The organism is Chryseobacterium sp. WG14 (assembly GCF_024586945.1).
Classification (GTDB): domain Bacteria; phylum Bacteroidota; class Bacteroidia; order Flavobacteriales; family Weeksellaceae; genus Chryseobacterium.
This window is the reverse complement of sequence record NZ_JALCZD010000004.1, coordinates 45,464-69,871: the sequence shown is the minus strand read 5'-3', so window position 1 is coordinate 69,871 and position 24,408 is coordinate 45,464. Positions and strand designations below refer to the sequence as shown.

At 37.3% G+C, this 24,408-nt stretch carries 19 protein-coding genes; 14 read left to right on the top strand and 5 right to left on the bottom strand.

Annotated elements, in window-relative coordinates:
* Positions 1–81: 81 nt before the first annotated feature.
* Complete coding sequence (locus MP478_RS08485) at positions 82–2,814, bottom strand: sodium-translocating pyrophosphatase (RefSeq protein WP_257192190.1); 2,733 nt, start codon at positions 2,812–2,814, stop codon at positions 82–84.
* Positions 2,815–3,631: 817 nt separating this feature from the next.
* On the opposite strand from MP478_RS08485, the gene MP478_RS08480 reads away from it, so the two are divergent.
* The 6 genes from MP478_RS08480 to MP478_RS08455 all read left to right on the top strand — a co-directional run bounded on the left by MP478_RS08480 (position 3,632) and on the right by MP478_RS08455 (position 10,127).
* The gene (locus tag MP478_RS08480) at positions 3,632–6,640 is read left to right on the top strand and encodes an ATP-binding protein (RefSeq protein ID WP_257200194.1); all 3,009 of its coding nucleotides are present in this window, start codon (positions 3,632–3,634) and stop codon (positions 6,638–6,640) included.
* Positions 6,641–6,644: 4 nt separating this feature from the next.
* Positions 6,645–7,256, top strand: coding sequence for a response regulator transcription factor (locus MP478_RS08475; protein ID WP_230036807.1), 612 nt, complete (start codon positions 6,645–6,647; stop codon positions 7,254–7,256).
* A gap of 115 nt (positions 7,257–7,371) precedes the next feature.
* The gene (locus tag MP478_RS08470) at positions 7,372–8,571 is read left to right on the top strand and encodes an MFS transporter (RefSeq protein ID WP_257200193.1); all 1,200 of its coding nucleotides are present in this window, start codon (positions 7,372–7,374) and stop codon (positions 8,569–8,571) included.
* Positions 8,572–8,756: 185 nt separating this feature from the next.
* Complete coding sequence (locus MP478_RS08465; protein ID WP_230036811.1) at positions 8,757–9,167, top strand: hypothetical protein; 411 nt, start codon at positions 8,757–8,759, stop codon at positions 9,165–9,167.
* Between the two features lie 181 nt (positions 9,168–9,348).
* Positions 9,349–9,696: a DoxX family protein gene (locus MP478_RS08460; RefSeq protein ID WP_257200192.1), complete on the top strand. Its 348-nt coding sequence runs from the start codon at positions 9,349–9,351 to the stop codon at positions 9,694–9,696.
* Between the two features lie 5 nt (positions 9,697–9,701).
* Positions 9,702–10,127, top strand: coding sequence for a hypothetical protein (locus MP478_RS08455; protein ID WP_257192187.1), 426 nt, complete (start codon positions 9,702–9,704; stop codon positions 10,125–10,127).
* A gap of 454 nt (positions 10,128–10,581) precedes the next feature.
* Here the strand turns inward: MP478_RS08455 and MP478_RS08450 are convergent, their stop codons facing one another.
* Positions 10,582–11,538, bottom strand: coding sequence for a helix-turn-helix transcriptional regulator (locus MP478_RS08450; RefSeq protein ID WP_257200191.1), 957 nt, complete (start codon positions 11,536–11,538; stop codon positions 10,582–10,584).
* A 94-nt stretch (positions 11,539–11,632) separates the two neighbouring features.
* Here MP478_RS08450 and MP478_RS08445 point away from each other — a divergent pair, with 94 nt between their 5' ends.
* The 8 genes from MP478_RS08445 (at position 11,633) to MP478_RS08410 (ending at position 20,289) form a co-directional block, all read left to right on the top strand.
* Entirely contained in the window at positions 11,633–12,751 is a 1,119-nt protein-coding gene (locus MP478_RS08445) for an FAD-dependent oxidoreductase (protein WP_373691684.1), read from the top strand.
* Between the two features lie 85 nt (positions 12,752–12,836).
* A complete protein-coding gene (locus MP478_RS08440) occupies positions 12,837–13,748 on the top strand; it encodes a PhzF family isomerase (protein ID WP_257192184.1) in 912 nt (303 codons plus the stop codon).
* Positions 13,749–14,010: 262 nt separating this feature from the next.
* Positions 14,011–15,426, top strand: coding sequence for an aldehyde dehydrogenase family protein (locus tag MP478_RS08435; protein WP_257200189.1), 1,416 nt, complete (start codon positions 14,011–14,013; stop codon positions 15,424–15,426).
* Positions 15,427–15,542: 116 nt separating this feature from the next.
* The gene (locus tag MP478_RS08430; protein ID WP_257192182.1) at positions 15,543–16,361 is read left to right on the top strand and encodes an AraC family transcriptional regulator; all 819 of its coding nucleotides are present in this window, start codon (positions 15,543–15,545) and stop codon (positions 16,359–16,361) included.
* 138 nt (positions 16,362–16,499) lie between these two features.
* Positions 16,500–17,324 carry a GyrI-like domain-containing protein gene (locus MP478_RS08425; RefSeq protein WP_257200188.1) on the top strand — a complete coding sequence of 275 codons (825 nt, stop codon included), beginning with the start codon at positions 16,500–16,502 and terminating at the stop codon, positions 17,322–17,324.
* Between the two features lie 82 nt (positions 17,325–17,406).
* Entirely contained in the window at positions 17,407–18,516 is a 1,110-nt protein-coding gene (locus MP478_RS08420; RefSeq protein WP_257200187.1) for an agmatine/peptidylarginine deiminase, read from the top strand.
* A 68-nt stretch (positions 18,517–18,584) separates the two neighbouring features.
* Complete coding sequence (locus MP478_RS08415; protein WP_257192179.1) at positions 18,585–19,172, top strand: ferritin-like domain-containing protein; 588 nt, start codon at positions 18,585–18,587, stop codon at positions 19,170–19,172.
* A 172-nt stretch (positions 19,173–19,344) separates the two neighbouring features.
* Complete coding sequence (locus MP478_RS08410) at positions 19,345–20,289, top strand: MBL fold metallo-hydrolase (protein WP_257200186.1); 945 nt, start codon at positions 19,345–19,347, stop codon at positions 20,287–20,289.
* 126 nt (positions 20,290–20,415) lie between these two features.
* Here the strand turns inward: MP478_RS08410 and MP478_RS08405 are convergent, their stop codons facing one another.
* The 3 genes from MP478_RS08405 to MP478_RS08395 are packed head-to-tail and all read right to left on the bottom strand — an operon-like array spanning position 20,416 to position 24,405.
* The gene (locus MP478_RS08405) at positions 20,416–22,005 is read right to left on the bottom strand and encodes an MFS transporter (RefSeq protein ID WP_257200185.1); all 1,590 of its coding nucleotides are present in this window, start codon (positions 22,003–22,005) and stop codon (positions 20,416–20,418) included.
* Positions 22,006–22,009: 4 nt separating this feature from the next.
* Complete coding sequence (locus tag MP478_RS08400; RefSeq protein ID WP_257200184.1) at positions 22,010–23,056, bottom strand: HlyD family secretion protein; 1,047 nt, start codon at positions 23,054–23,056, stop codon at positions 22,010–22,012.
* Between the two features lie 5 nt (positions 23,057–23,061).
* Complete coding sequence (locus MP478_RS08395) at positions 23,062–24,405, bottom strand: TolC family protein (RefSeq protein ID WP_257200183.1); 1,344 nt, start codon at positions 24,403–24,405, stop codon at positions 23,062–23,064.
* Between the last annotated feature and the right edge of the window lie 3 nt (positions 24,406–24,408).

The window sequence follows — 24,408 nt, the reverse complement described above, 5'->3', positions numbered from 1 at the left end:
TATCTGTGAAAAGTAAACTTTAATACTTTATAAAGCAAAAAAACACTGCCGAAGCAGTGTTTAATTATATTTAGTTTGATTTTAAAGAGCAAGTACCCTTACATCAATTCTTCTGTTTTTAGCTTTACATTCATCGGTATCATTTGCTTCACAAATCGGATGCTGCGAACCATATCCTTCAGCTTCTACCCTGTCTGAAGGCACTCCCAATTCCAGGAGTTTCAGTTTTGCGGTCTGTGCTCTCAGGTTAGATAACCGTTGGTTAGTCTCTTCATTTCCACTGTTATCTGTGTAACCTCCCAATTTGATCTTAAGATCAGGATATGCATTTAAAATTTCTGCCAGATTATTCAGTTGCATTTCATAGCCGGCTTTCAGATCGCTTGATCCGGTTTCAAAATAAAGATTTTCTATGGTATACCATTTATTAGGATCTACAATGGACTGATCATTCTTCTTTATGGATTGATACAGCTGGTAGATCTGGCTTCCTTCTCCTATTGCAATTGTTTTTCCTCCTTTTAAATTAAGCTTTTGGACAGCCCCTGTTTCATAGACAAAGTCTCCGTTTTCATTAAGGTGACCTTTCACTTCTTTGGGAGCTGAAACATATACTGAATCTGTTCCGTTACTGCCTCCATGGTCCATTTCTGCCCTGGTTAAACTTTCCAGCTTTGCTTTTCTGTTGGCTTCAATTTTATCTTTATGCAACACCGCTAAGGTGGGCGCAATTACTAATGAAACAATGGACATTAATTTGATCAGGATATTCATTGAGGGCCCCGACGTATCTTTAAACGGGTCTCCTACGGTATCTCCTGTTACGGAAGCTTTATGAGGTTCGGAACCTTTATAATAAGTCTGCCCGTTAATTTCCACTCCCTTTTCAAATGATTTTTTCGCATTATCCCAGGCTCCCCCCGCATTATTCTGAAACATACCCATTAAAACACCACTTACAGTAGCACCAGCTAAAAATCCACCCAACACTTCAGGACCAAAAATAAATCCGATCAGCAATGGTGAAATGATAGCAATAGCTCCCGGAAGCATCATTTTTCTGATAGAGGCATCTGTAGAAATAGCTACACATTTTTCATATTCCGGCTGTGCTTTTCCTTCTAAAATCCCCGGAATTTCCCGGAACTGCCTTCTAACCTCTTCTACCATAGCCATTGCAGCCTGTCCTACAGCGGTAATCGCGAGGGAAGAGAATATAAAAGGAATCATTCCTCCTACAAATAATCCGGCCAATACATCGGCTCTGTAAATATCAATACCATCTATTCCTGCAATTCCTACAAAAGCAGCAAATAAGGCCAAAGCCGTTAATGCTGCTGAAGCAATAGCAAATCCTTTTCCTGTAGCTGCAGTGGTATTTCCTACAGCATCCAGAATATCTGTTCTTTCACGGACTTCTTTAGGAAGTTCACTCATTTCTGCAATACCTCCTGCATTATCTGCAATAGGTCCGAAAGCATCAATAGCCAGCTGCATCGCGGTAGTAGCCATCATTCCGGCAGCGGCAATGGCAACTCCGTATAATCCCGCACACAAATAAGAACCGTAAATTCCACCTGCCAGTACGAGAATTGGAAGCAGCGTAGATTCCATCCCCACAGAAAGCCCACCGATAATATTGGTAGCATGACCTGTAGAAGATTGTCTTACGATACTTGAAACGGGTCTTTTACCCATAGCTGTATAATATTCCGTAATGATACTCATCAAAGTTCCTACAACTAGTCCCACCATTATAGCTCCAAACACCCCCATTTTGGTAAATTCATGACCTCTGAGCATCATTTTTTCAGGTAGCAGGTAATTGACCAGAAAATAAGAAGAAATAGCTGTAATGACAATACTTCCCCAGTTTCCCAGATTTAAAGCATTCTGTACGCTGGATGTGGATGAACCTTCATTGTCGTTAATTCTTACAAACAAAGTCCCTATCATGGAAAATATAATCCCTGTTCCTGCAATAAGCATGGGTAACAGAATTGGAGCAAAGCCTCCGAAGGAATCATCAGAGATTGTTTCTCTTCCTAAAACCATGGTCGCTAAGACTGTGGCTACATAAGAACCGAAAAGATCAGCTCCCATTCCGGCAACATCTCCTACATTATCTCCTACATTATCTGCAATGGTAGCAGGATTTCTAGGGTCATCTTCCGGAATTCCGGCTTCTACCTTTCCTACAAGGTCAGCCCCTACATCTGCTGCTTTCGTATAAATACCCCCACCTACTCTTGCAAAAAGAGCAATAGATTCTGCACCCAGAGAAAAGCCGGTAAGAATCTCAATTGTCCTTTCCATCTCATGTGAATCTACTGTAGCATCAGGAGCAAAAATCTGTTTAATGATCAGATACAGCGATCCTAATCCCAATACAGCAAGTCCTGCAACTCCCATTCCCATAACGGAACCTCCGGTGAAAGAGACCTTAAGGGCTTTAGAAAGTGAGGTTCTTGCCGCTTCAGCAGTTCTTACATTAGCTTTTGTAGCTATCTTCATTCCTATAAAGCCTGCCAGAGCCGAAAATACAGCTCCCACTGCAAAAGCAACTCCTATGCTCCAGTGTGAATTGGAATTGGTGGTTCCCATCACAGCGAGCAAAATAGCTACTACAATAACAAAATAGGTTAAAATCTTGTACTCGGCCTTTAGAAAAGCCATCGCACCATCAGCAATATATCCGCTGATTGTTTTCATTTTTTCGTTTCCGGCATTCTGTTTACTGACCCAGTTACTCTGAAGAAATGTATAAAGCAAAGCCACGACACCAAAAATTGGCACTAACATAAATAGATCCATAGTTTAATATTTTTTTGGTAATAGAAAATTAAATATAATAAATAATTATTATCAAACCATTAAAAAAAATGACAGTTCTATAGCGTTTAGTAAAAGAATTTTAAAAATAAAAGTGGGCAAAGCCTTAAAAAACAAAAAAGATCTCTTAAAAGAGACCTTTTTTTGTGGGTTGAACCGTTTGTGTTTTCAGAATCATTATTTAAATAAAAACCCTCTATTCATCGATGTTTAGAAATTGTTTTGCAAAAATATATATCTTATTTCACTGATGCAAAATTTATCCATAGAATTAACATCCTACTTTTTGTAAAATTATTACTACAAAAAACTCAGTAAAAGAATAATATTAATTCATTTTTAAAATAATATAAAAAATAAACATTTAATACAAAAAATCACCTATTTGAGAATATCTAGTATCGATATTCTTATCTATCAATGTATTATCAAAAGAAGTACAGCTATCTGCTGGAATAAACCAGATGATTTCAGCGTATTTTGGATTAAAATTATTAATAGAAATTCTAATTTCAAAGAATATTTATTCACCACCAATAGAAATAAAACAGCCATTATATGTTTAATTATCAATGGTTATAAAAAAAACACAAATTAAAACAAATTGAAAAATACTGGTTTATCTGTATAATTTCACTATTTTTACACCGTAAAACAAATATGTTTAACGATAAAACGCAAAACCTAGAAAACTTAAGTGACAAAAAATTATTTTCAATCATTCTCAATCTTAAAAAAAACTTCGGCTTGTACAAAAACTAATATTAACAAATTTTTGCATTGATATGCGAGAACATAGATGAGTTTTGCACATATGAGGGCTTGGGTAGTTTTTTTTGCTTTCTTATACTTACCTATTTACGGACAACGCTATACTTCCACCTGGTATAATATAGATAATGGTCTTCCACAAAGCAGTGCGAAGGCTATTGTCAAGGATAAATACGGTTTTATCTGGATATCTACGGAAAACGGACTTGTGCGGTATGATGGCATTTCGTTTGTCACGTTTAATAATTTTAAAATAAACAGCCTGCATTTCGGGGTGTTTATTGGCGATTCCATTCAAGACAGTATTACAACACTTACTAATTCTCAGGAAGATAAGATCATCATCAAAAACAGATTTCCAAGGCTCAGTAAGCTCAACCCTAATGACAGGGTTTCTTTTTCAAAAGGAGATCAGCAGATCCAAAGAATTGCAAACAATACCATATCTTCCAGTTTTTATAATGACGTTCAATATTTTATACAGCTCAAAAACTCAAAGTATATTTTCAGAGAAAAGAACGCTGTAATATATAAGGATGAAAAGGGTATTGAAACAAGAATAGCCATCCCTTTTACCAATGAAGATCTGAATAATATTTTTGTTCTCCATGAAACTCTTTTTATAAATGATCTTCAAACAAGAAAAACATATTCTCTCTGTAAAGGAAAACTTTCTGTTTTTGATCAACCGAGTCTTTTTAATGATCCGGAAACTAAAATATACTGGCAGCAGATCACCAATCAGTCTTTTATCATCAACAAAAGTAATATCTACCTTGTAGAGGACAGCAGAAACAGGCCTTCTTTAAAATTTCTTGTAACCTATAAAGAAATAGGCAGCCACTCCTACTACTCTATGTATTACGGCAAAAATTTCAATAATCTTTATCTTGGTACATTGAATAACGGACTTAATATTGTTCATCTTTCAAACATACATGTGGCCAGAAAGGAAGATGATTTTTCAAATAATGTATCCAATGCCTCATTACCTTTTAGTAAAAATACAATTATAACGGAGGATGGAACCGAGTTTGGGAAAGACGGCATTGTCAATAAATATGCTTTTGGGAATAATGACAATTCCCTTATGATGTATGATAACTCGGGTAATATTCTGATCCGCAAAAGAAAGAGCATCATTAGGTTTTATAAAAATTCGGGTTATAAGAAAAAAGATTCTACTTTTTTTAAACTGGGTTTTGAGAACTTTATGAAAAGTGGAAATTTATATGCCCTTTCCCTGTTAAACTCTTCCCGGTACCAGCTGCAGATTTTCAAAAAGGATCAGTTTACAAAGCCAGATTATATTTATAGTTTTAAAAGCCCTGTCACTGCTTTTCTCCAATATAATGAAAATCAGGTGCTGGCAGGCAATAATAATGGACTGCATTTGGTAATGTTAGATAAAAATACAGTTCATCTGTTAATCAAAAATATCTCTGTAAAAAGTATTGTAAAAACAAAGGATAATCTGATCTGGATTATGACTCATAAAAACGGTTTTTATCTTTTTAAAGACAGGAAACTGATTAAGATGCCTAATGACAGGAATAACTACCTGCAGTCTGCCCATTCTATTCTTGAGGATCAACAGGGGTTTTATTGGATATCCTCGAATAATGGCCTGTATAAAGTTCCTAAAAAACAGCTTCTTCAGTACGCAGAGAACAGGAAAAGGCCGGTCTTCTATTACCGTTTCACTAAAAAAGACGGTTTTACTTCTAATGAATTCAATGGCAATTCCCAGCCTAATGCTTATGCTTTGGAAAATGGAGAGTTTATGTTTCCTTCCATGGATGGTTTTGTATTTTTCAACCCTGTTCAGGTTCAGACCTATTATCCGGATCCTAAAAAAATCTATATAGAAAGAGCGAAAATTGGTCATGCTGAAACCCTCTATTTTGATGATGTACTCGATCTGAAGAATGACTACAAAACAGCTGACATTTTCATAGATATTCCTTATTTCTCTGATTTTGAAAACCTTTATATAGAGGCTAAAATATCGGGAGAAGAAGAATCTGACTGGGAAGCGGTGACGTTGGGGAAAGATCTGAAGTATACTATCAGCACCCTCAGCCCGGGAGAATATACCTTAAAGGTGAGGGTACTTGCCTCTGCGGATGGGAAATATGAAGAAAAAGCTGTTAAGTTCAGAATTCAGCCTTATTTTTTTCAAACGCTGCTATTTAAGATATTACTTTCTATTATTTTCCTTGTGGGAATCATCATTATTATAATGTTGACTACCAATTTATTAAGAACAAAAAACAAAGCTTTAAAACGGATTGTTCACAACAAAAATTCCAAACTTAAGGAAACTTCCCTTACGCTTGAGGTGGTAAAAAATGATTTACAGAAAGAAACGGAATATCAAAAAAAGCTGGTGGAGACCATTAGTCATGATATCACTACTCCCATCAGGTTTATTGCCATGCTTTCCCAAAAGCTTCATGAATCTGATGATGTAGAGCTTCAGAAAAAGTATTTTGACAGTATTTACAAATCTTCGGAACAGCTGTACCAGTTTACATTGAATTTAAAAGAATATACAGAACTTTATAAAGCCGAAAGCATTGTTGAGGAACAGGAATATCCTGTCAACAGGATTTTAGAGATCAAGAAAAAATTATTCTGGGAAATCGCAAAGGAAAGAGAGACTGTTATTATTAATGCTACGGAGACTAATGTAAACAGCAGAATGAGCGAAAGTATTCTGTCTGCCATTATTCATAATATCCTCGATAATGCTGTAAAAAATACATATAAAGGAGAGATTAGTCTTAATATTATAGAGGATGAACAGAAAGTCATTATCATCATAGATGATACGGGAACCGGAATGTCTGCGGAACAAATAGCCATTTATATGAATTTGTTCAAAAATCCTAAATGGAAAACGCCCAGTTTTAAAGGTAAAGGACTGGGGCTGCATATGGTTATTCACCTGGTTAAAAAGATTAACGCTGAGATCAGTTTCAGCCAAAATTTCCCGAAAGGAACCATTGTAGAAATTACCCTCAAAAAAAACTAATTATATGAATGAAAGAATTTTAATTGCTGATGATCATTATGTGGTAAGAGCAGGAACAGCCCTTGTTCTTGAATCTGCTTACCCTGAACTGAAAATAGACTTTGCTGAAAACTATGAACGGGTAAAAGAAGCATTGAAGTCTCAATATTATAATCTTCTGATCCTGGATATTGATATGCCGGGAACTCAATATAAAAAAATGATTTCTGAGCTCAAAAATATACAGAAAGATTTAAAGATTCTTGTATTTTCAGGCTATGACCAGGATGTAGCCATCCAGTATATCAGGGAAGGTGCTGAAGGATATCTGAACAAGCAGAGCAGTGAGGAAGAAATTAAAAACGCAGTGAAAACAGTGATTGAAAAAGGTTATTTTTATCCTGTAGAACTTATCGGCCTGATCATTCAGAATAAGCGGGATAATCCTGTAGAAAAGCTTTCTTCAAGAGAGTATGAAATTTTTAAGCTGTTGGCTGACGGATACGGAAACCTGGAGATTTCCAATAAGCTCAGTATCCAGATGTCTACTGTAAGCACGTATAAGAAAAGGATATTTCAAAAACTGGAGGTCAGTAATATTGCAGAGCTGATTAAGGTATACGAGATGATGCATTGATTGGTTTTGCCGATAAAAATCATTGAGATAAGCATTTTCAGGATTAAAAAAATATCTTGAAATTTACAGAACCAAAATTTCTACAGTCAATACTGCATTTTAATTGCAAAAAATCATGAATTCACCTGAAAAAGCCAACCAGGGAAGCCTGCGCCTCCGATATATAAAACTTTGTATTTTTTTTTCGGGACTTTCTGTATTTGCGCAGCTTTATCTTTTTCAGCCGTTGCTCCCGATGGCTGCAGAGCAGTTCAATGTAACCGTAGGTGATACTTCCCTGCTTGTTTCTTCATCTACTATAGGGATGGCACTGGGATTATTGTTTTTCGCTTTTAAGGCAGACAGCTATTCCAGAAAACGGCTGATGGTATTTTCGTTGATTTCATCAGCTTTATTAACTATTATTTCAACCTGGATTCCCAGTCTCAGTCTTCTTATTGGAATTGGAGTACTGAAAGGATTTGTGGTTTCCGGTGTTTCTGCTGTCGCCCTTGCCTACCTTACTGAAGAGGTTTATCTCGCTGCGGTACCCGCTGCCATCAGTATGTATTTAAGTGGTAATACTATTGGAGGGATGAGCGGAAGGATATTGGCTACCATTGCAGCTGGCGAATTCGGATGGCGTAATGCGGTTTTTATTATTGGGCTGGAAAGTCTGATCCTAGGGCTTATATTCTGGAAACTATTTCCCGAGTCAAAATTCTTCAATCCACAGAAAACCGATTACCATCAAAAGGTAAAACAGATGAAAGGGTTTCTCATGAATCCTTATATGCTTCGGTTATACTTTATTGCAGCTTTACTGATGGGTGTTTTTGTAAGTGTTTACAATTATCTTACTTTCAGGTTAGAAGCAGAACCTTTTTCATTAAGTCACTTTATTATTGCCTTTATATTTCTGATGTATATTTTCGGAGTATTTGGTACTATGATTACAGGAAAGCTTTCTAAAAGATTTTCCAAAAATAACATTCTGAAAAGCTTCATTCTTTTGATGCTTTGCGGACTATGTTTACTGCTGTCAGAAAATTTGTATGTGGTCATTTTCGGGCTGGGGATATTTACACTTTCCTTTTTTGCAGCCCATACTATGGCCAGCCAGATGACTGCCCTTCATGCCAGAAAGGGAAAATCTTCAGCTACTTCCATTTACTGGTTATTTTATTATTTTGGGTCCAGTATTCTGGGAAGTGGTACCGGATATCTCCTTCATTCATTTTCCTGGAATGTATTTATCTCCGTACTTGTTATTGCTGTTATATTAGCCCTTCTGCTGGCTACAGCCAATACATCTGCCAATACCGGTACCACATAGATACCACACATTTTTTATAAAAACAGGCTCTAATCCCTCTGACTATAAAGGTTTTAACACTTTATTAATCTTTTAGGTGTGATATTTAACACAATATTCATTAAAACGCTGGCAGACAATATGATGCAGGGCATAGTATTTGCTAATTTATATAGTACTAATACCACCTTTAAAATCAAAATATTATGAACGTAGCAGATCTTAAAATCAAAAATTTAGTCGAGTACAAAAATCAGATTTATACGATCACTGAAATTTTTCAGAGTTTGGAGCAAGCTTATTTTGTTAAAATTGAAAATGACAGTCAGAGCCTTTCAGTTCCGGCAGATTCTATTAAACCTATTCGTATCACGGAAGAATGGCTTGAAAAACTGGGCTTTTCCAGAACGTATAGTTCAGATCAGAGAATACGGTATGAAAGACCGGAAACATTTATAAAATATGATATAGACTTGAGTTCCAGGAAAATACTGGAAGGGCTCAAAATATATGGCAATTCTATAAAATGCAGGTATATCCATGAGTTCCAGAATATTTTTTCCTGTTTATTTGGAAAAGACCCCTCTTTACACTACGGTTACCTGGAAACAAAATAGTATTAAATAGTTCTTAGTAGTTATAGAAGCCACAGTTTATAAACTGTGGCTTCTATCTTTTAATACATTTAAAATGACAATGAGCAATAACTTCCGAAAAATTCACCATTCAAAAACCATTCTTTTCCTGCATATTTGTTATACTGTTTATTAAAGCAGCTGACTTTATAAAATACACATTATGATAATAAAGATTATTAGTTCAATACTTATTCTGGGCGCTGTATTCATGGGACTTAAACAAGGAACTGCCATGTTTTCCGGAAAACAGGAAATGGTGGAGATGTTCGGAAAATGGGGATTCAGCCGAACAGCACTCATGATTAATGGAGCTGTTACCATCCTGGCTTCAGTGATGATTTTATTTCCAAAAACATTTGTCTGGGGGAATTTCCTGATGGCAGCAGGTATCCTGTTGATTATCTGCTTTCACCTTATGGACAAAGATTTTAAAGGTGTAGCTATTGAGCTTCCCTTCTTATTTCTCAACCTCCTGATCATTTATCTGCAACATCCTCTTAAATCCTAACAGAGATGAAAAAATATATATACATGACAATATTGGTTACAAGCTTCTCCCTGACAGCTTGCGGACAGGTCAAAGAAAATCAAAAAAAAACACAATCCTCTAAACAACAAACAATGGACTTATCAAAAATAACAGACGAAACGGTAAAAAATGCCATAGAAGCACTGCAAACCGGAGATAAAAAATGGTACAGCTTCTTTACAGAAAATCCGGTCATGACAGATGACGGCAATACTGTAGATTTTACCTCTTTTTTCTCCAAAGCCTTGGGTAAAGAACATTTTCTCAGCATAGACCGCGTAGAAAATGAAGGAAAGGACATTTACGGAAGCTTTAAAGCCGGACAATGGGGAACATTTCCCGTATTTTTCAAGTTTCATAAGAATTCTGAAGGTAAATTTGAAAGACTGGATATTGGACAGGCCAAGTAAATACTCCGAATCCAGGGTAAAAACCTATAAATAATTTTTTAAACGCTACAGATTGCAAAGGATTATTTACAATTGAAATTTTTTACGTTCGCAAGGGCAATTAGCTCAGCAAAGTATTCTTTCTCTGCTAAACAAAGTGCCCTTGTGAACGTAAATAAAGACTTAAATAGAACCTTGGCGAACGCAGCGTTAATACAATAACGATTATTCATGCTTCCAACTCAAGTTAAACAAGCTTTCTGGACATTGGAATATTTGCTATTTATTTACTTATAGGTGTCAGTTTCTTCTTTTACCGAAGCCGGAAAATATGTAGTTTCAAGCCATACTCAATAGAATTAATACCGGTTGAAAAATAGAATAACCGTCTTTCATTTTATTTGGCAACAAAATTAGATTTAATTATAACAAAAAGGCCATTTCGCTGTTGAAATCACCTCTGCTGTTTCACTTTTTATCCCATTGAGTATTGTTTAGGATTCATCCCGATGTGCTCTTTAAACACTTTTGAAAAATGGCTCAGATTAGAAAACCCCAGTTTGTAGCCCACCTCAGAAACGGAATACTTTTTCTCTTTCAGCAATAGCGCGGCTTCCTTCATTCTGAATTCCTGATAATAATTAAAAATACTGTTCCCAAAAATCTGTCTGAACAGTCGTTTGAGCTTGGTAGCACTCATTCCAGCTTCTGCAGCCAGGTCTTTGATGACAGGAGGAATTTCTAGTTGTTCAAGAATTTTTGCCTTTATTGTATACATCATTTCAATATCATGGATGTTGAGCGCGTAGAGACGTTTTTCATCTCGTTTTTCCAATTCTATCAATAGTCTGCAAATCAGCTCTTCAGCTTTTATCCTTAAAAAAAACAGCTTAAAATTTTCATCTACCTCTTCAGAAACGATCTCATTGACAACATTTTGCAGAGAAGGATTAATCATATGTTCAAACAGAAAGGGTTCAGTATTCTCCAGCAGACTTTTCAATATCGGTGACTGATCTGATATCTGAAACAACCCTTTCAAGTAATCTGCATCCACTTCTATATTGATTGTGTTTCTATTGGAATGAATAGGGATGAACCTATCGGTATTAAGACGGCTCGTTGCCACCATAACCGAAGGCAGTTCGGCCGGATTTCCTCCCGGAGATATTTCTGTTTTGGGAAAAATATTCTGAAACTTAAAAAAGATCATTTTTTTAGCAATATTCACATCCGGATTTTCAATGATCAAGTCTTCATATAGCTCATAATTACTAATGAGCATCCGGATATACTGATTAAAAATAAACCCACTGCAATATCCTTTTCCAAACTGGAATGGAATCTCCAGTTTTCTCTGTTTTATTTCAGAACCCAATAAACAGGCTAAGGTCTTTAGAATATTGGGAACCGTTTGATCAATCATATCCATAAAAGTCTTTTACAGCTATTTTTAAGTCTAATATAATTATTTTATCTCTAAAATGACACGGAAATTTGTATCCATATTTAATAGCACAACAATTATGTTACTCAAAGACAAAAAAGTAGCCATTATTGGAGCCGGTCCTGTTGGGCTGACAATGGCAAAATTACTTCAGCAAAAAGGCATTGAAGTAACCGTATACGAAAGAGATAAAGATCCGGATGCCAGAATATGTGGTGGAACGCTGGATCTTCACAAAGATTCCGGACAGAAAGCGATGAAAAAGGCCGGATTGCTGGAAGCTTATTACAAAACAGCTGTACCCATGGGGATTACCATCACTGATGAACAGGGGAAAATATTGTTCACCAAACAAATCACCCCTGAAAATCAGTTTGACAATCCTGAAATCAACAGAAATAACCTGAGAAAAATGCTACTCGAAAGTTTAACCAATGATTCAGTGAGTTGGGATAGAAAATGCATCGACCTTAAGGTTTGTGGCGGGAAATGGCAACTGCTTTTTGAGAACGGATTACCAGCTACGGCAGATCTTGTCATTGGTGCCAACGGAGGCATGTCTGCCATAAGGAAGTTTGTGACTGATACAGCAATTGAAGAAACAGGAACCATAATTATTCAGGGAGATATCCCTCATCCTGAAACAGATTGTCCCGAATTTTATCAATTATGCAATGGAAACAGGCTGATGACAGCTTTTCAGGGTAAGCTGCTGGTCGTAAATTCCAACAATAACGGCGCATTAACTTATGGTGTTATTTTCGAAAAACCTGATAATACCGAATATAATATCCAGGATACAGACAGTATCCGAGAATTTCTCCTGAAAAATTTTGCCCGTTGGGACAAATGTTACCAACATTTAATTCAATTGACGCCCTCTTTTTTGAGCTTACCTACCAAAAAACTTCCTTTGAATACACCCTGGAAGACTGACCGCCTTTTACCGATAACCCTTATTGGAGACGCAGCTCATCTCATGCCTCCTTTTGCCGGCCAGGGCGTCAATACGGGGTTGATGGATGCTCTCATTTTAGCTGAGAATCTCACTGACGGAAAATACAATTCTCTGCAGAGAGCTATTCATGATTATGAAGAGCAAATGTTTATCTATGCTTCCGAAGCCCAGATTTCATCTTTCAGAAATGAAATAGAAATGCGCCGTCCTGATTTTTCTTTTACCCAGCTGATTCATTAGAACACTTGTTAAAGCCATAAGTATGTCTTTAAAAAGGCTTTTCACATCTCATTTATCCTTACCTTTACGTTGAACTTAATATGGTATGATGAAGGAAGTACTTGTGTATCAAATTGACTCTTTTACTAAAGAAAAATTCAAAGGAAACCCTGCCGGGGTCGTTTTAAATGCAGAAAATCTGACCACTTCGGAAATGCAATTGATAGCCAGGGAACTCAACAATTCGGAAACAGCATTTGTTTTCCGCCCCACTACTCAGGAACAAAATTTTGAATACCATGTAAGGTATTTCACCCCGACAACAGAAGTTCCTTCCTGTGGACATGCCACTATTGCTGCATTATATGCAAAAGCTATGGAAGATCAGTTGGATTCCTGTACCATCAGAATAATGACTCAAATCGGAATTTTACCCATTAGGATTGAAAAACAGGACCATGATTATCAAATCACAATGACACAGGGAAGTTTTGAGCTAAGCCCGGCCTTTGATCCGTTAACGACACAAAATATCGTTCATGCATTAGGATTGATAATGGAAGATCTTGATGAGAAATGCCCTGTACAAATTGCTTCGACAGGCCACTCAAAGGTTATGATTGGTATTAAAAGCAGAAACACTTTAAATCATCTTCAACCTGATCTTATGGCTTTAGCTCAGCTAAGTAAAGTGATCAGCTGTAATGGTTATTTTGTATTTACTTTTGATTCCGATGATAAGGAAATCCTGACCTATGGAAGAATGTTTGCCCCGGCAATAGGCATTTCAGAAGATCCCGTTACCGGAAATGCCAATGGACCGTTGGGAGGCTATCTTATTCAAAATAAAATTATCAGTATTACTGAAGATATTTTCCAATTTACAGGTAAACAGGGAGAAGCGATCAACCGTATTGGAAAAGTGCAGGTGGAAGTTAGGGTAAAAGGCAGTACTCCCAATATCGTCAGCATTACAGGGAATGCAGTAAGTGTATTCAGGACTGTGATGCATATCTAAGATTTCGACCACAAAACATCCTAAAATAAGATATTTCAATAACAAAAGCCTCCGGACTGCTGATCCGGAGGCTCTATTTGCCAAATTAAATTACGGCTGAAATTCTATCCGTTTTCAAAACAAATATTTTCTATTAGTATTAAGCTCAAGTAATTCTATCTACTGAAATTACAATGAACCATACAACAAACAAAAATTGAACTGCACAGCAAACTTAACTTTTGTATTTCGGACGAACTTTGTGGTATTAAAATCAAACAAAATGATACAGATTAATAAAATTTACGTCAACGGCGAATTTGTTTCACCACAAGGGACAGATACTTTTGATCTTATTGACCCAACGACCAACCGGAAAACCGGCGAAGTGATATTGGGAAACGAAGAAGATACCAAAGCAGCCATTGCTGCTGCAAAAGAAGCTTTTAGAACCTTTTCAAAAACTACCAAAGCTGAACGTATTATTTTCCTGAAAAAGCTTCATCAGGCAGTCAGCAGCCGGGAAGAAGAACTGGTTTTCACCATGGTTAAAGAATACGGAGGTACTCTTCAATTCTGTAAAATGAGTATACAGAATGCCATTTCCTCTTTTGCAACCACTATTGAAATACTGGAATCTTTTGATTTTGAAAGAACCGCAGGACATTCAAAAGTACGTTTTGAACCATTGGGCATTGTAGGGATTATCACTCCGTGGAATGCCAGCAACAGTTTTATATGCAATAAGTTGGCTACAGCAATTGCTGCCGGCTGTACTGCTGTAATCAAACCGAGTGAAATGAGTGCCCAACAGACGCAATTAATTACAGAATGTTTCCATGAAGCCGGATTGCCAAAAGCTGTTTTTAATATAGTTAATGGTTTCGGAAATGTAGTGGGTGCTGAAATTACAAATCATCCTGATATTGCTAAAATATCTTTCACTGGATCTACAATTACAGGGAAAACCATTGCTAAAGGAGCGGTAGATACCATGAAAAGGGTAACCCTGGAACTTGGTGGAAAATCGCCTAATATCATTCTGGAGGATGCAAATCTTACTACAGCTGTTCCCATGGCTGTGTTTGGAGCTTATATGAATAATGGCCAGGCATGCATTGCCCCTACCCGCCTGCTTGTCCCTCAAAATAAGCTGGATGAAGTGAATAAGCTCGCAAAACAGGCTGTCCGGAATGTGAAAGTAGGACATCCACATGAAGAGGATACCACTGTTGGTCCCATGGTAAGTACAAAACAATATGAGCGGGTACAAAGTTACATCAGGCTTGGACAAAGCGAAGGTGCTACTCTGCTGGCGGGAGGTGAAGGAAAACCTGAAGGTCTTGAGGACGGTAATTTTGTAAAGGCAACTATTTTCACAAATGTTCATAATAATATGCGCATCGCCAGAGAAGAGATCTTTGGTCCTGTATTATCTATTATCCCTTATCAAAACGAAGAGGAAGCTATCAGGATCGCAAATGATACAACCTATGGATTAGCAGCCTACATCAGTTCTTCCAGCCGGGAACATGCAGAACATGTTGCAGCCCAGATTGATGCCGGAAGGATTTGCATTAATGGATTTGCCCATGATCCGCTTGCTCCTTTCGGTGGTTTTAAACAAAGCGGTATTGGCCGTGAATATGGTATCTTTGGACTGGAAGCCTATTTAGAACCCAAAGCTATTTTATCATAACCAGAGCTTATTCCTCATAGTTTTGGCTGTAAGGAATAGACATTTTATATGTTCCTGCAATGAGGAAAAAGTTTGTAAGTTTGAATAAGAATCAATAGAAAACTACCATTTGAGCAATGAATGATCAGAAAACAGTTTGGCCCGTTAATTACTCCTGCCATTTTTCAGAATTCCGGGAGGGAGAACAGTTCACTCAAATTCACAGTCTGGGTTTGGTCCTTTCCGGTGAAATGGAATTAGATGATGGAAGTACAAAAACAGTATTTAAAGAAGGTGAGCTTTATTCCTCACGTAAAAACCGTCTTTTGAAATTTGCTAAATATCCACCCAAAAATGGAGAAATTAAAACGGTAACTCTCTATTTTGACGATGCCGTATTACAGAATTTCAGCAGGGAATATGGATATTCGGCAGAGAAAAAAGAAAATATCTCAACATTTATAAAGCCGGACAACCAGCCATTACTCACGTTTATGCGTTCTCTTCTTCCCTACGAGGAATTATTGAGCAATCCTGCTTCAACAGAGCTTATTCGCCTGAAACAAAAGGAAGCATTAATTCTGATGCTCGCTTATGATCCTGATCTCAAAGATATATTATTTGATTTTTCAGAACCTTACAAAATTGATATTGAATCATTTATGAATAAGAATTTCCATTTTAATGCTAAAATTGAACGTTTTGCCTATTTAACGGGAAGAAGCTTATCTACTTTTAAAAGGGATTTTCAAAAAAGTTTTGGGATACCGCCAAGACAATGGCTACAGCTTCGGAGACTGAAGGAGGCACACATTTTACTTACACAACAAGATAAACCGGTCTCTGATATTTATTTGGAATTGGGATTTGAAAACCTTTCCCATTTTTCTTTTGCATTTAAAAAACAATTTGGCTATTCTCCCAGTACAATACAGGCACAAAAGCAAAAAAGCTAAGACAAATAACATTGTTACTTATATTGAAAGTAATTGCAGTATAAAGAAAAAATGAAGAGCCTCAACGAGCAGTATAAAGATGAATTGAATCTTCAGAAAATTATTATAATTGATTAAGGAAGCTAAAAATCGTTGTTTATGGAAGACAATTTGAACTGTATTTACAGGGTCATTCATTTTATAGAGAAGAATTATGATCAGCAGATCTCTGTAAAAGATCTGGAAGACGTATCCCACTACTCTTACAGAAATATACAGCGTATTTTCAAATACAGTTGTGGAGAAACAATCGGTGCTTTTCAGCAAAGGCTGAAAGTGGAAAACGCCTATAAACGTATTCTCTATACCCATGAAAGTCTGACAGCCATTGGTATTGAAGTAGGGTTTGCCAATATAGCCTCATTTTCAAAAGCTTTCAAACAGCATTTCGGTATTTCACCTAAAGCAGCAAAGCTGAGCAGAGAAGAGCTGCTTTGTGGATCTGATCTGATTCCTGTAGCATCTGATATATTGCTGGAACCTGAAATTGTATACCTTACATCAATACCCGTGTACTATCAAAGCACTCCAACTTATTACAACAATGAGGAGATTGAAGTATTATGGGGAAAATTTACACAAAATGAATTTCCCGTTTCCGGTACTGAGTATTTTGGGATTATCGCAGATGAACCGTTGATCAAAACTGAAATAAACTGTCGTTATGATGCCTGTGCCAGTGCCCAGGCTAAAAATAAAAAGCTACCTACAAAAAAAATATTCGGATGCAGATATGCCCGTTTTACACATATGGGAAGCTATGAAACCATAGATGAAACCTACACGAATATTTATTCCCGCTGGATTTTCAATTCCGGTCTTGAATTTTCCCATACTCCTATTATAGAAAAATATGAAAGACATGCTGATCATACAGATAGTCAGGACGATCAGCTGACTTATATTTTATTACCTCTGAAGTAAGTTGTCAATTCCGGACAACTTTGAAAATAGTAATCGATCTAATTTTGTCATATCAAAAAATAGATTAATTATGCAAAAAAATATGATACCATTCTTATTATTACCTCTTCTTCTCTCATGCACGCAAACAGATATAACAGATACTTCGGGGACAGGCAATGAATCCACTGATGCTGTGTACAAAATGCCGGAAGAATCTGCTCCACATGAAGGAACATGGCTTCAATGGCCACATGAATATCAATATGGTGTTACCTACCGAAAGCGCCTGGATGCAACATGGGTAGCCATGACCAGGGAATTGGTACAAAGTGAAAACGTTCATATCATTGCTTATGACGATACGGAAAAACAGCGCATTACAGCATTGCTAGCCAATGCAGGAATTCCGCTCACCCATGTTAATTTTAAACTTTATCCAACGGATGATTTTTGGGTACGAGATAACGGCCCTATCTATGTAAAGGATAATACCGGAAAATTATTTATTCAGGATTGGGGATTCAATGGCTGGGGTAATAAGGCAGAATACAGCCACTGCAATTCGGTTCCCTCTAAAATTGCTGCAGATGCCCATATTCCAAAAATTGATCTCAACTCAGTAATGATTAATGAAGGCGGAAGTGTAGAAATTGATGGAAACGGAGTATTAATGGCTTGCAAAAGTTCCATCCTCAATACAAACCGAAACCCGGGCATGACCCAGCAGCAGGCTGAGGCTATATTCACCAGGAATTTAGGGATAACCAAGTTTATCTGGCTGGAAGGAAAAGCAGGCCTGGACATCACAGACATGCATATTGACGGTTTTGCCCGGTTTGTAAATTCTTCTACCATTATTACAATGAACTCTGATGATCTGGCCTACTGGCAGATTCCGGATGGTGATATTGATAAACTGTACCGTGCCACAGGGAAAAATGGAGCCGCATATCAGTTTGTAAAAGTTCCTTTGACTCAATATGATGTGATGACCACCTATGGAAAAAATGTAGGCCGTGCTTCTTATATCAATTATTATATTACTAATAACCGCGTGCTGGTCCCTAATTACAATGATCCTAATGATGCTGTTGCCAACCAGATTATCCAACAGCTGTATCCGGATAAAAAAGTAGTTGGAATTGACTGCCGTAATTTATTTGCCAATGGAGGAATGATACATTGTGTGACACAGCAACAGCCGAAATAAAAAAAGGACTTGAGACCCTATGGTCTTAAAATTGTAGGTATATAGTGGACAACACTAAATCTAATATTATGGCAACTAAAACCACCACAAAAAAAACAGTCGCAAAAAAAACAACGGCAGGCAAGTCATCACCAGCGAAAAAAACAGCTAAAGCTCCGGCTAAAAAAAACGCAGCCAAAGAACTGAAAGATTTGTTTGAAGATTCGCTGAAAGACATTTACTGGGCAGAAAAAGCATTAGTTAAGGCATTACCTAAGATGCAAAAAAATGCGACAGATAAAAGACTTAAAACAGCCATTGAAAACCACTTAATGGAAACCCAGGTTCATGTAAAAAGACTGGAAGAATGCTTTAAATCGCTAAAAAAGAGGGCAACGGCAAAAAAATGTGATGCTATGCAGGGGCTATTGGATGAGGGCAAAAGTATTATGGAAGAAACAGCACCGGGATCTGTAAGAGATGCGGGCATCATCGCTGCAGCACAGAAAGTGGAACATTACGAAATCGCTACCTACGGGACATTGGCAGCCTATGCTAAAGTTCTTAAAGAAAATTTCTGTCTCAAAAATTTCTTAGCAACCCTTAGCGAAGAAAAAAAATGTGATGCGCTTTTAACAAAAGTGGCAGATACAAGGCTTAATACTAAAGCTTTATAGCTGAATTCTGGTCACAATATCATAAAAAGAGATCTACAAAAGATCTCTTTTTACTTTTATCTATGTTTAATAAGAGCTGCTTTATGAAAATAAAAGGGGGATATAATCGTTAAAAAATAATGTAAATTTGCCCTATTCTACTGTAAAAGGTAGATTCTTAGCTTTAGATCATATGAAAAAAACAGCATTTTCCTTACTGGCCTTCATTATGCATATGGCTTGTCAGGGACAAAACTTTGACCTTATTCCATTGGGTATATATGGTGGAGAACAAGAGGACAATTTATCAGCTTATTTAGTGGGAGCGCCAAAAGACAGCACATTTCTGTCTCTTGATGCAGGTACTTTAAATACGGGAATACGGAAAGCTATTCAAATGAAAAGCCTTAACGGACCGGAAGAAACCGTTCTAAAGGACCAGATAAAAGGATATTTTATCTCACACGGTCATTTGGACCATTTATCGGGGCTCATTATCAATTCTCCGGCTGATTCTAAAAAGGATATTTTCGCTATAGCTCCGGTACTTCAAATTCTGCAGAATCATTATTTCATCACAGATACCTGGATTAATTTTGCCGATCAGGGGCAAAAACCCTTGCTCGGAAAATACCATTATAATGAGCTTCAGGAGGGAAAAGAAATAGCGGTACCCAAAACACCTCTTTTTATAACGGCATATGAACTGAGCCATGTGAATCCTTATAAAAGCAGTGCCGCACTGGTCAGAAAAGATGATCATTATCTGCTTTATTTGGGGGATACCGGTGCAGATCGGATTGAAAAATCTGAACAGCTTAATAAGCTTTGGAACAGTATAGCTCCACTTATAAAAAAAGGGAAGTTAAACACGATATTAATCGAAGTTTCTTTCCCCAACAGCCAACCTGAAAACCTTCTGTTCGGCCACCTCACCCCTAATCTGCTGCTGGAAGAACTGCAGAAGCTGAAAGAAAAAACAGGACAAAAGAATCTGAAAGGTTTAAGCATTGTGGTTACCCACAGAAAACCGACAAAGGACAATCCCGAAATTATAAAAAAAGAATTACTGGAAAATAATCCGTTAGAAGTAAATTACATCTTCCCTGAACAGGGCAAAAAAATCAATTTACCTTAACCATTGATTAAAGATGAGACTCCCCTGTCTCATCTTTTTATTGCTGATTTCTGTATAATAAAGACCGTTTTATACATTCTCTGTGATGATGAAATTGTAATAATTATAGATTCCATCGCTGAAATCTCAGGAGTTTTTCCCAGTCTCAGATCTTCTTGGTACAAATGAATGAATTTTTGGTAAAAATAAGATCAGAACGATTACAACAACAATTCCTGTCAGCATCACCTCATAATAATCCATACTGGCCCGCGCCAATATCTGTCTTTTGAGCAGGGTATTAAAATACAGCTGTGAAGCTGCTTTTGAAGTATAAATATCATTTCCGTTATTGAGATAGGCATATTGAATATTTTCTAAAGTAAGTAAAAATTGGCTGTTGCTTTCATGTACGGCTTCCCGGACTTTTTCGCTTACAGAAGCTTTGGTAAACAATTGTAACTGGTTGTTGATGGCCATGCTGGCACAGAAACCGGCAAACCTGGCAAAAATCCCCACAAAACCGACATTGAAAGCGATATGAGGGGGAGCTGATGATGCTGTAAAGGAAACAATAGGAACAAATAAAACCCCTGTTGCTGCCCCATAAATAAACATAGGAAAAATAAAATCACTGGTCTCCCCCGTTACGGATATCCATGTAAGCATATAGGCATAATATATCCCCATGATTACAAAACCGGCTATGATCAATAGAATAAGATCAGTACCTGTAAGTATAAGGCGTGCCGTTACAAACATACTGAGAGCCGTTCCCGCAATCACAGCCAGCCAAATGGGAAATATATGAAGAGGATCTGTACCCAAAATAGTTTCTACGTAACCATATGTTAATCCCGTAGTTCCTTTGAAAATATAAAAGACAAAAAGCAGAAGAAGCCCTATCACAAAGTTTTTAGCCTTGAAAATCCGTAAATTGATGAGCGGGCGTTTTAAGTTTATCTCCCTGATGACAAAAAGAAAAAGCAGTACAAACCCAAATACCGTAAGAAATCCTATTAAGCTGCTTTCAAACCATCCCAGCTGCTGTCCGTAGATTAAAATATATCCAATAACCAGGCAAAAAGCAGTATAGAAAAAATATCCTGTCCAGTCGACCTGGTAAAGTGGAATTTTTTTATGGAATCTGGCCTTAGCATTCATGGTAATCAGGACGATAACGGCAATTGCAGTAAGTAAAATAATATGTCCGTAAAAAATCCAGTTAAGATCAAAAAAATGCAGCATTATATTGGCATAAATCGCATAAAAAGGAACTGAAATCTGAATCCCGCCATAGAGAATTGTATAACCTATTACCCTTGCCCTGGCAGAATCTAAGCGGGGAAAAACCAAATTCAAAACAATACTGCATATCAGTGCACAGGTGATCCCCTGAATAAATGCACAAGCCAGAAAAAGAAGCCAGCCTTTGGTATAAAAACAAGCTAATGAACAAAAACAGCTCAAAGAAAGGCCAAATAACAGGTATTTTCTTGAACTGAAATACTTGACAATACGAAAATCCAGTGCCAGAAAAGTAACAGCTGAAGCATAGGTAAGAACCATCCCATACTGTACATCTGCAGGCTCTACCCCATAGTATCCCATAAGGGCTGCAGGATTGCTATATAATGCAAAACTAAAAAGGGAGCTCATGAGCAGGCAAAAAATAACGGTGCGTGCCAGCCATTCTGGTACCCAGGATCTGAAGATAAGAATCTGATGAATCTGCATATTTTTAATTTTTTAAAACGTAAACATTGGCATTCATCCCTGCCGATAATTTGGCAAGTTTCTCACGGGGATCAGTTAATTTGATCCTGACAGGAATACGTTGCGTAACCTTAACAAAATTTCCGGTTGCATTATCGGGAGGCAACAGGGAGTACCGTGATCCTGTTGCAGGAGATTTCGACTCGATGATGCCTGAGAATTTTTCTCCGGGATAGGCATCCGTCTCAACGGATACTTTCTGGCCTATGGCAAACGTCTTAATCTGTGTCTCCTTAAAGTTGGCCACTACCCATTTATCATCAGATGTATTCACCAGAAAAGCCAGTGTTTGTCCGGGCTGTACCAATTGACCTTCCTGAATGGTCTTTTTTCCGATCTGCCCATCAAAAGGTGCAGTAATGACAGTATACCGGATATCCAGGTTTTGTCTTTGAAGTAGTGCTTCTTTAATTCTGATTTCAGCGTATACAGAAGATCGCTGGGCTTTTACATCATTTAACTTAGACTCTGCTGCATGTAAGGACGCCTGCGTTTGTTTAAAATCAGATTGATTGATCTCCAGGGCTGTATATACATTATCAAATTTCTGCTGAGTAGTAGATTCTTCATCCAACAGGCTTTTATATCTTTTATATTCTTTCTGCTGCTGTTCAAGCTTTGCTTTGGAACCCGAAATCTGGGCTTTGATTACTTCAATATTCTTAAGCTGAGTTTGTTCATTAGCACTCAATATATCCAGCTTTGTACGGGAGCTTACGAGTTCTGCAAAAGCGGCATCCCTTTTCAGTCCATATTCATCACGCTCTATCAAAACAAGTGTATCCCCTTTATGCACCATCTGGTTATCTTTATATCTGATCTTGCTGATATATCCGCCTACTTTTGCATTGATGGGAGAAAGATAAGCGTCCACCTGTGCATCATTGGTTTGCTCGTACTGCAATCTGTTCCGGAAATATAATGCTGTCCATATCGTGATCGTGATAAGTAAGGCAATACCCAGCCATTGGGTTGCACGGACTACTATTTTATCGGTTCTGTTGTTTTTCATAATGTTTAGTATTCAAATATTCCTGTAATGATTAAAAGCCTTATAGCACTCAATTTCAAAGCCATATGGGCTGATGTAAGTGTAAACTTGGCTTCAAGCAACGTATTTTCTGCATCCAGCAGGTCTGTCAATAATGATTCCTGGTTGAGATAGCTGTTTCGTATTACCCGTGTGGTTTCCGTACTTTGGATAATATTTTTTTCTGCTGTTTCCACGCTTTCTTCGGCTTGTTTTTTTTGCAGAAAAGCTTCCTTTACCTGAATATTTATTTCGTCTTTTTTTATATTGGATTTTTCCTGTTGTTGCAGATTTATATTGTTTGCATGGGCAATACTGTGTTTACTTTTATATAGATTGTCAATGGAAAACTGCATTTTTACACCCGTCTGGCCATACCCCCATACATCATTTGAATACGGAAAGAATGAAACCTGGGGATAAGTATAATTGTAATAGGAATAAAGGGAGATCCTGGGAAGCAGGCTTGCTTTTACCTGCTTTATATTCAGTTCACTTAACCTGAGATTACTTTGTGTTATTTTTATTTCCGGTGACTGGCTAAGCGCTATAGCCACGTAGTCTGAATAATCAGTTTCCATTATATCGCTATGGCTGAGTATTTCCTGGTATGGAATCTCCAATGCCTGATCACCTTTACGTCCCATTAATATATTCAGTCTCTGTCTTGCCACTTCAATCTTTTTTTCAACATCTGAAAAGCTCAGTTCCAATTGGGATAGTTTCAGTGAGGTCCTTAATACATCACTTTTCAGGACAATACCATTCCGGTGTAAGCTTTCAATCTTTGACAGTTGCTTTTTTTCGTTGATCATTTCTGAAGAAAGTAAATCCCGGAACTGAAGAAATTTGCTGAGGTCGTAATAAGCAACGGCTATGGCATATTTTACAGTGTTTTTTTGTAACTCAGATTCATGTTGTCTGTGTATTCTTTCTTCCTCTTTTATTCTGATATTCCGCTGCTCTCTGCCACCGTTATAAATATTGAGGCTAAAGTTATAGCCTGCTGCATATCCGTATCGGGATGCTGGTACATTTTGAGGTGTTGAAAACAATCCGTTATCGTAAATGAGAAATTTTGAATTGAGTTTAAAATCTCCGGCAACGGAAAGTTCAGGCAGAAGTTTATCTTTGGCTTCGAGGATACTGATGCCGCTTTCTTTTTGTTCAAGATCTGTAAGTTTTATCTGTCTGTTGCCGGATTCTGCTATTTTCCAGATTTCTTCCAGTCTCAATACCTGAATACTGTCGGAAACCTGGGCATCAATTGGCAGAAAAAACAAAAAGAATAGCACAGCGCAGCCTGCATTTATTAATTGTAATGGTTTCATTGT

Bases quoted from the DNA above. Each gene is read 5' to 3' on its own strand.
- MP478_RS08485 (WP_257192190.1), bottom strand. From the start codon at position 2,814: ATGGATCTATTTATGTTAGTGCCAATTTTTGGTGTCGTGGCTTTGCTT.
- MP478_RS08480 (WP_257200194.1), top strand. From the start codon at position 3,632: ATGAGTTTTGCACATATGAGGGCTTGGGTAGTTTTTTTTGCTTTCTTA.
- MP478_RS08475 (WP_230036807.1), top strand. From the start codon at position 6,645: ATGAATGAAAGAATTTTAATTGCTGATGATCATTATGTGGTAAGAGCA.
- MP478_RS08470 (WP_257200193.1), top strand. From the start codon at position 7,372: ATGAATTCACCTGAAAAAGCCAACCAGGGAAGCCTGCGCCTCCGATAT.
- MP478_RS08465 (WP_230036811.1), top strand. From the start codon at position 8,757: ATGAACGTAGCAGATCTTAAAATCAAAAATTTAGTCGAGTACAAAAAT.
- MP478_RS08460 (WP_257200192.1), top strand. From the start codon at position 9,349: ATGATAATAAAGATTATTAGTTCAATACTTATTCTGGGCGCTGTATTC.
- MP478_RS08455 (WP_257192187.1), top strand. From the start codon at position 9,702: ATGAAAAAATATATATACATGACAATATTGGTTACAAGCTTCTCCCTG.
- MP478_RS08450 (WP_257200191.1), bottom strand. From the start codon at position 11,538: ATGGATATGATTGATCAAACGGTTCCCAATATTCTAAAGACCTTAGCC.
- MP478_RS08445 (WP_373691684.1), top strand. From the start codon at position 11,633: ATGTTACTCAAAGACAAAAAAGTAGCCATTATTGGAGCCGGTCCTGTT.
- MP478_RS08440 (WP_257192184.1), top strand. From the start codon at position 12,837: ATGATGAAGGAAGTACTTGTGTATCAAATTGACTCTTTTACTAAAGAA.
- MP478_RS08435 (WP_257200189.1), top strand. From the start codon at position 14,011: ATGATACAGATTAATAAAATTTACGTCAACGGCGAATTTGTTTCACCA.
- MP478_RS08430 (WP_257192182.1), top strand. From the start codon at position 15,543: ATGAATGATCAGAAAACAGTTTGGCCCGTTAATTACTCCTGCCATTTT.
- MP478_RS08425 (WP_257200188.1), top strand. From the start codon at position 16,500: ATGGAAGACAATTTGAACTGTATTTACAGGGTCATTCATTTTATAGAG.
- MP478_RS08420 (WP_257200187.1), top strand. From the start codon at position 17,407: ATGATACCATTCTTATTATTACCTCTTCTTCTCTCATGCACGCAAACA.
- MP478_RS08415 (WP_257192179.1), top strand. From the start codon at position 18,585: ATGGCAACTAAAACCACCACAAAAAAAACAGTCGCAAAAAAAACAACG.
- MP478_RS08410 (WP_257200186.1), top strand. From the start codon at position 19,345: ATGAAAAAAACAGCATTTTCCTTACTGGCCTTCATTATGCATATGGCT.
- MP478_RS08405 (WP_257200185.1), bottom strand. From the start codon at position 22,005: ATGCAGATTCATCAGATTCTTATCTTCAGATCCTGGGTACCAGAATGG.
- MP478_RS08400 (WP_257200184.1), bottom strand. From the start codon at position 23,056: ATGAAAAACAACAGAACCGATAAAATAGTAGTCCGTGCAACCCAATGG.
- MP478_RS08395 (WP_257200183.1), bottom strand. From the start codon at position 24,405: ATGAAACCATTACAATTAATAAATGCAGGCTGCGCTGTGCTATTCTTT.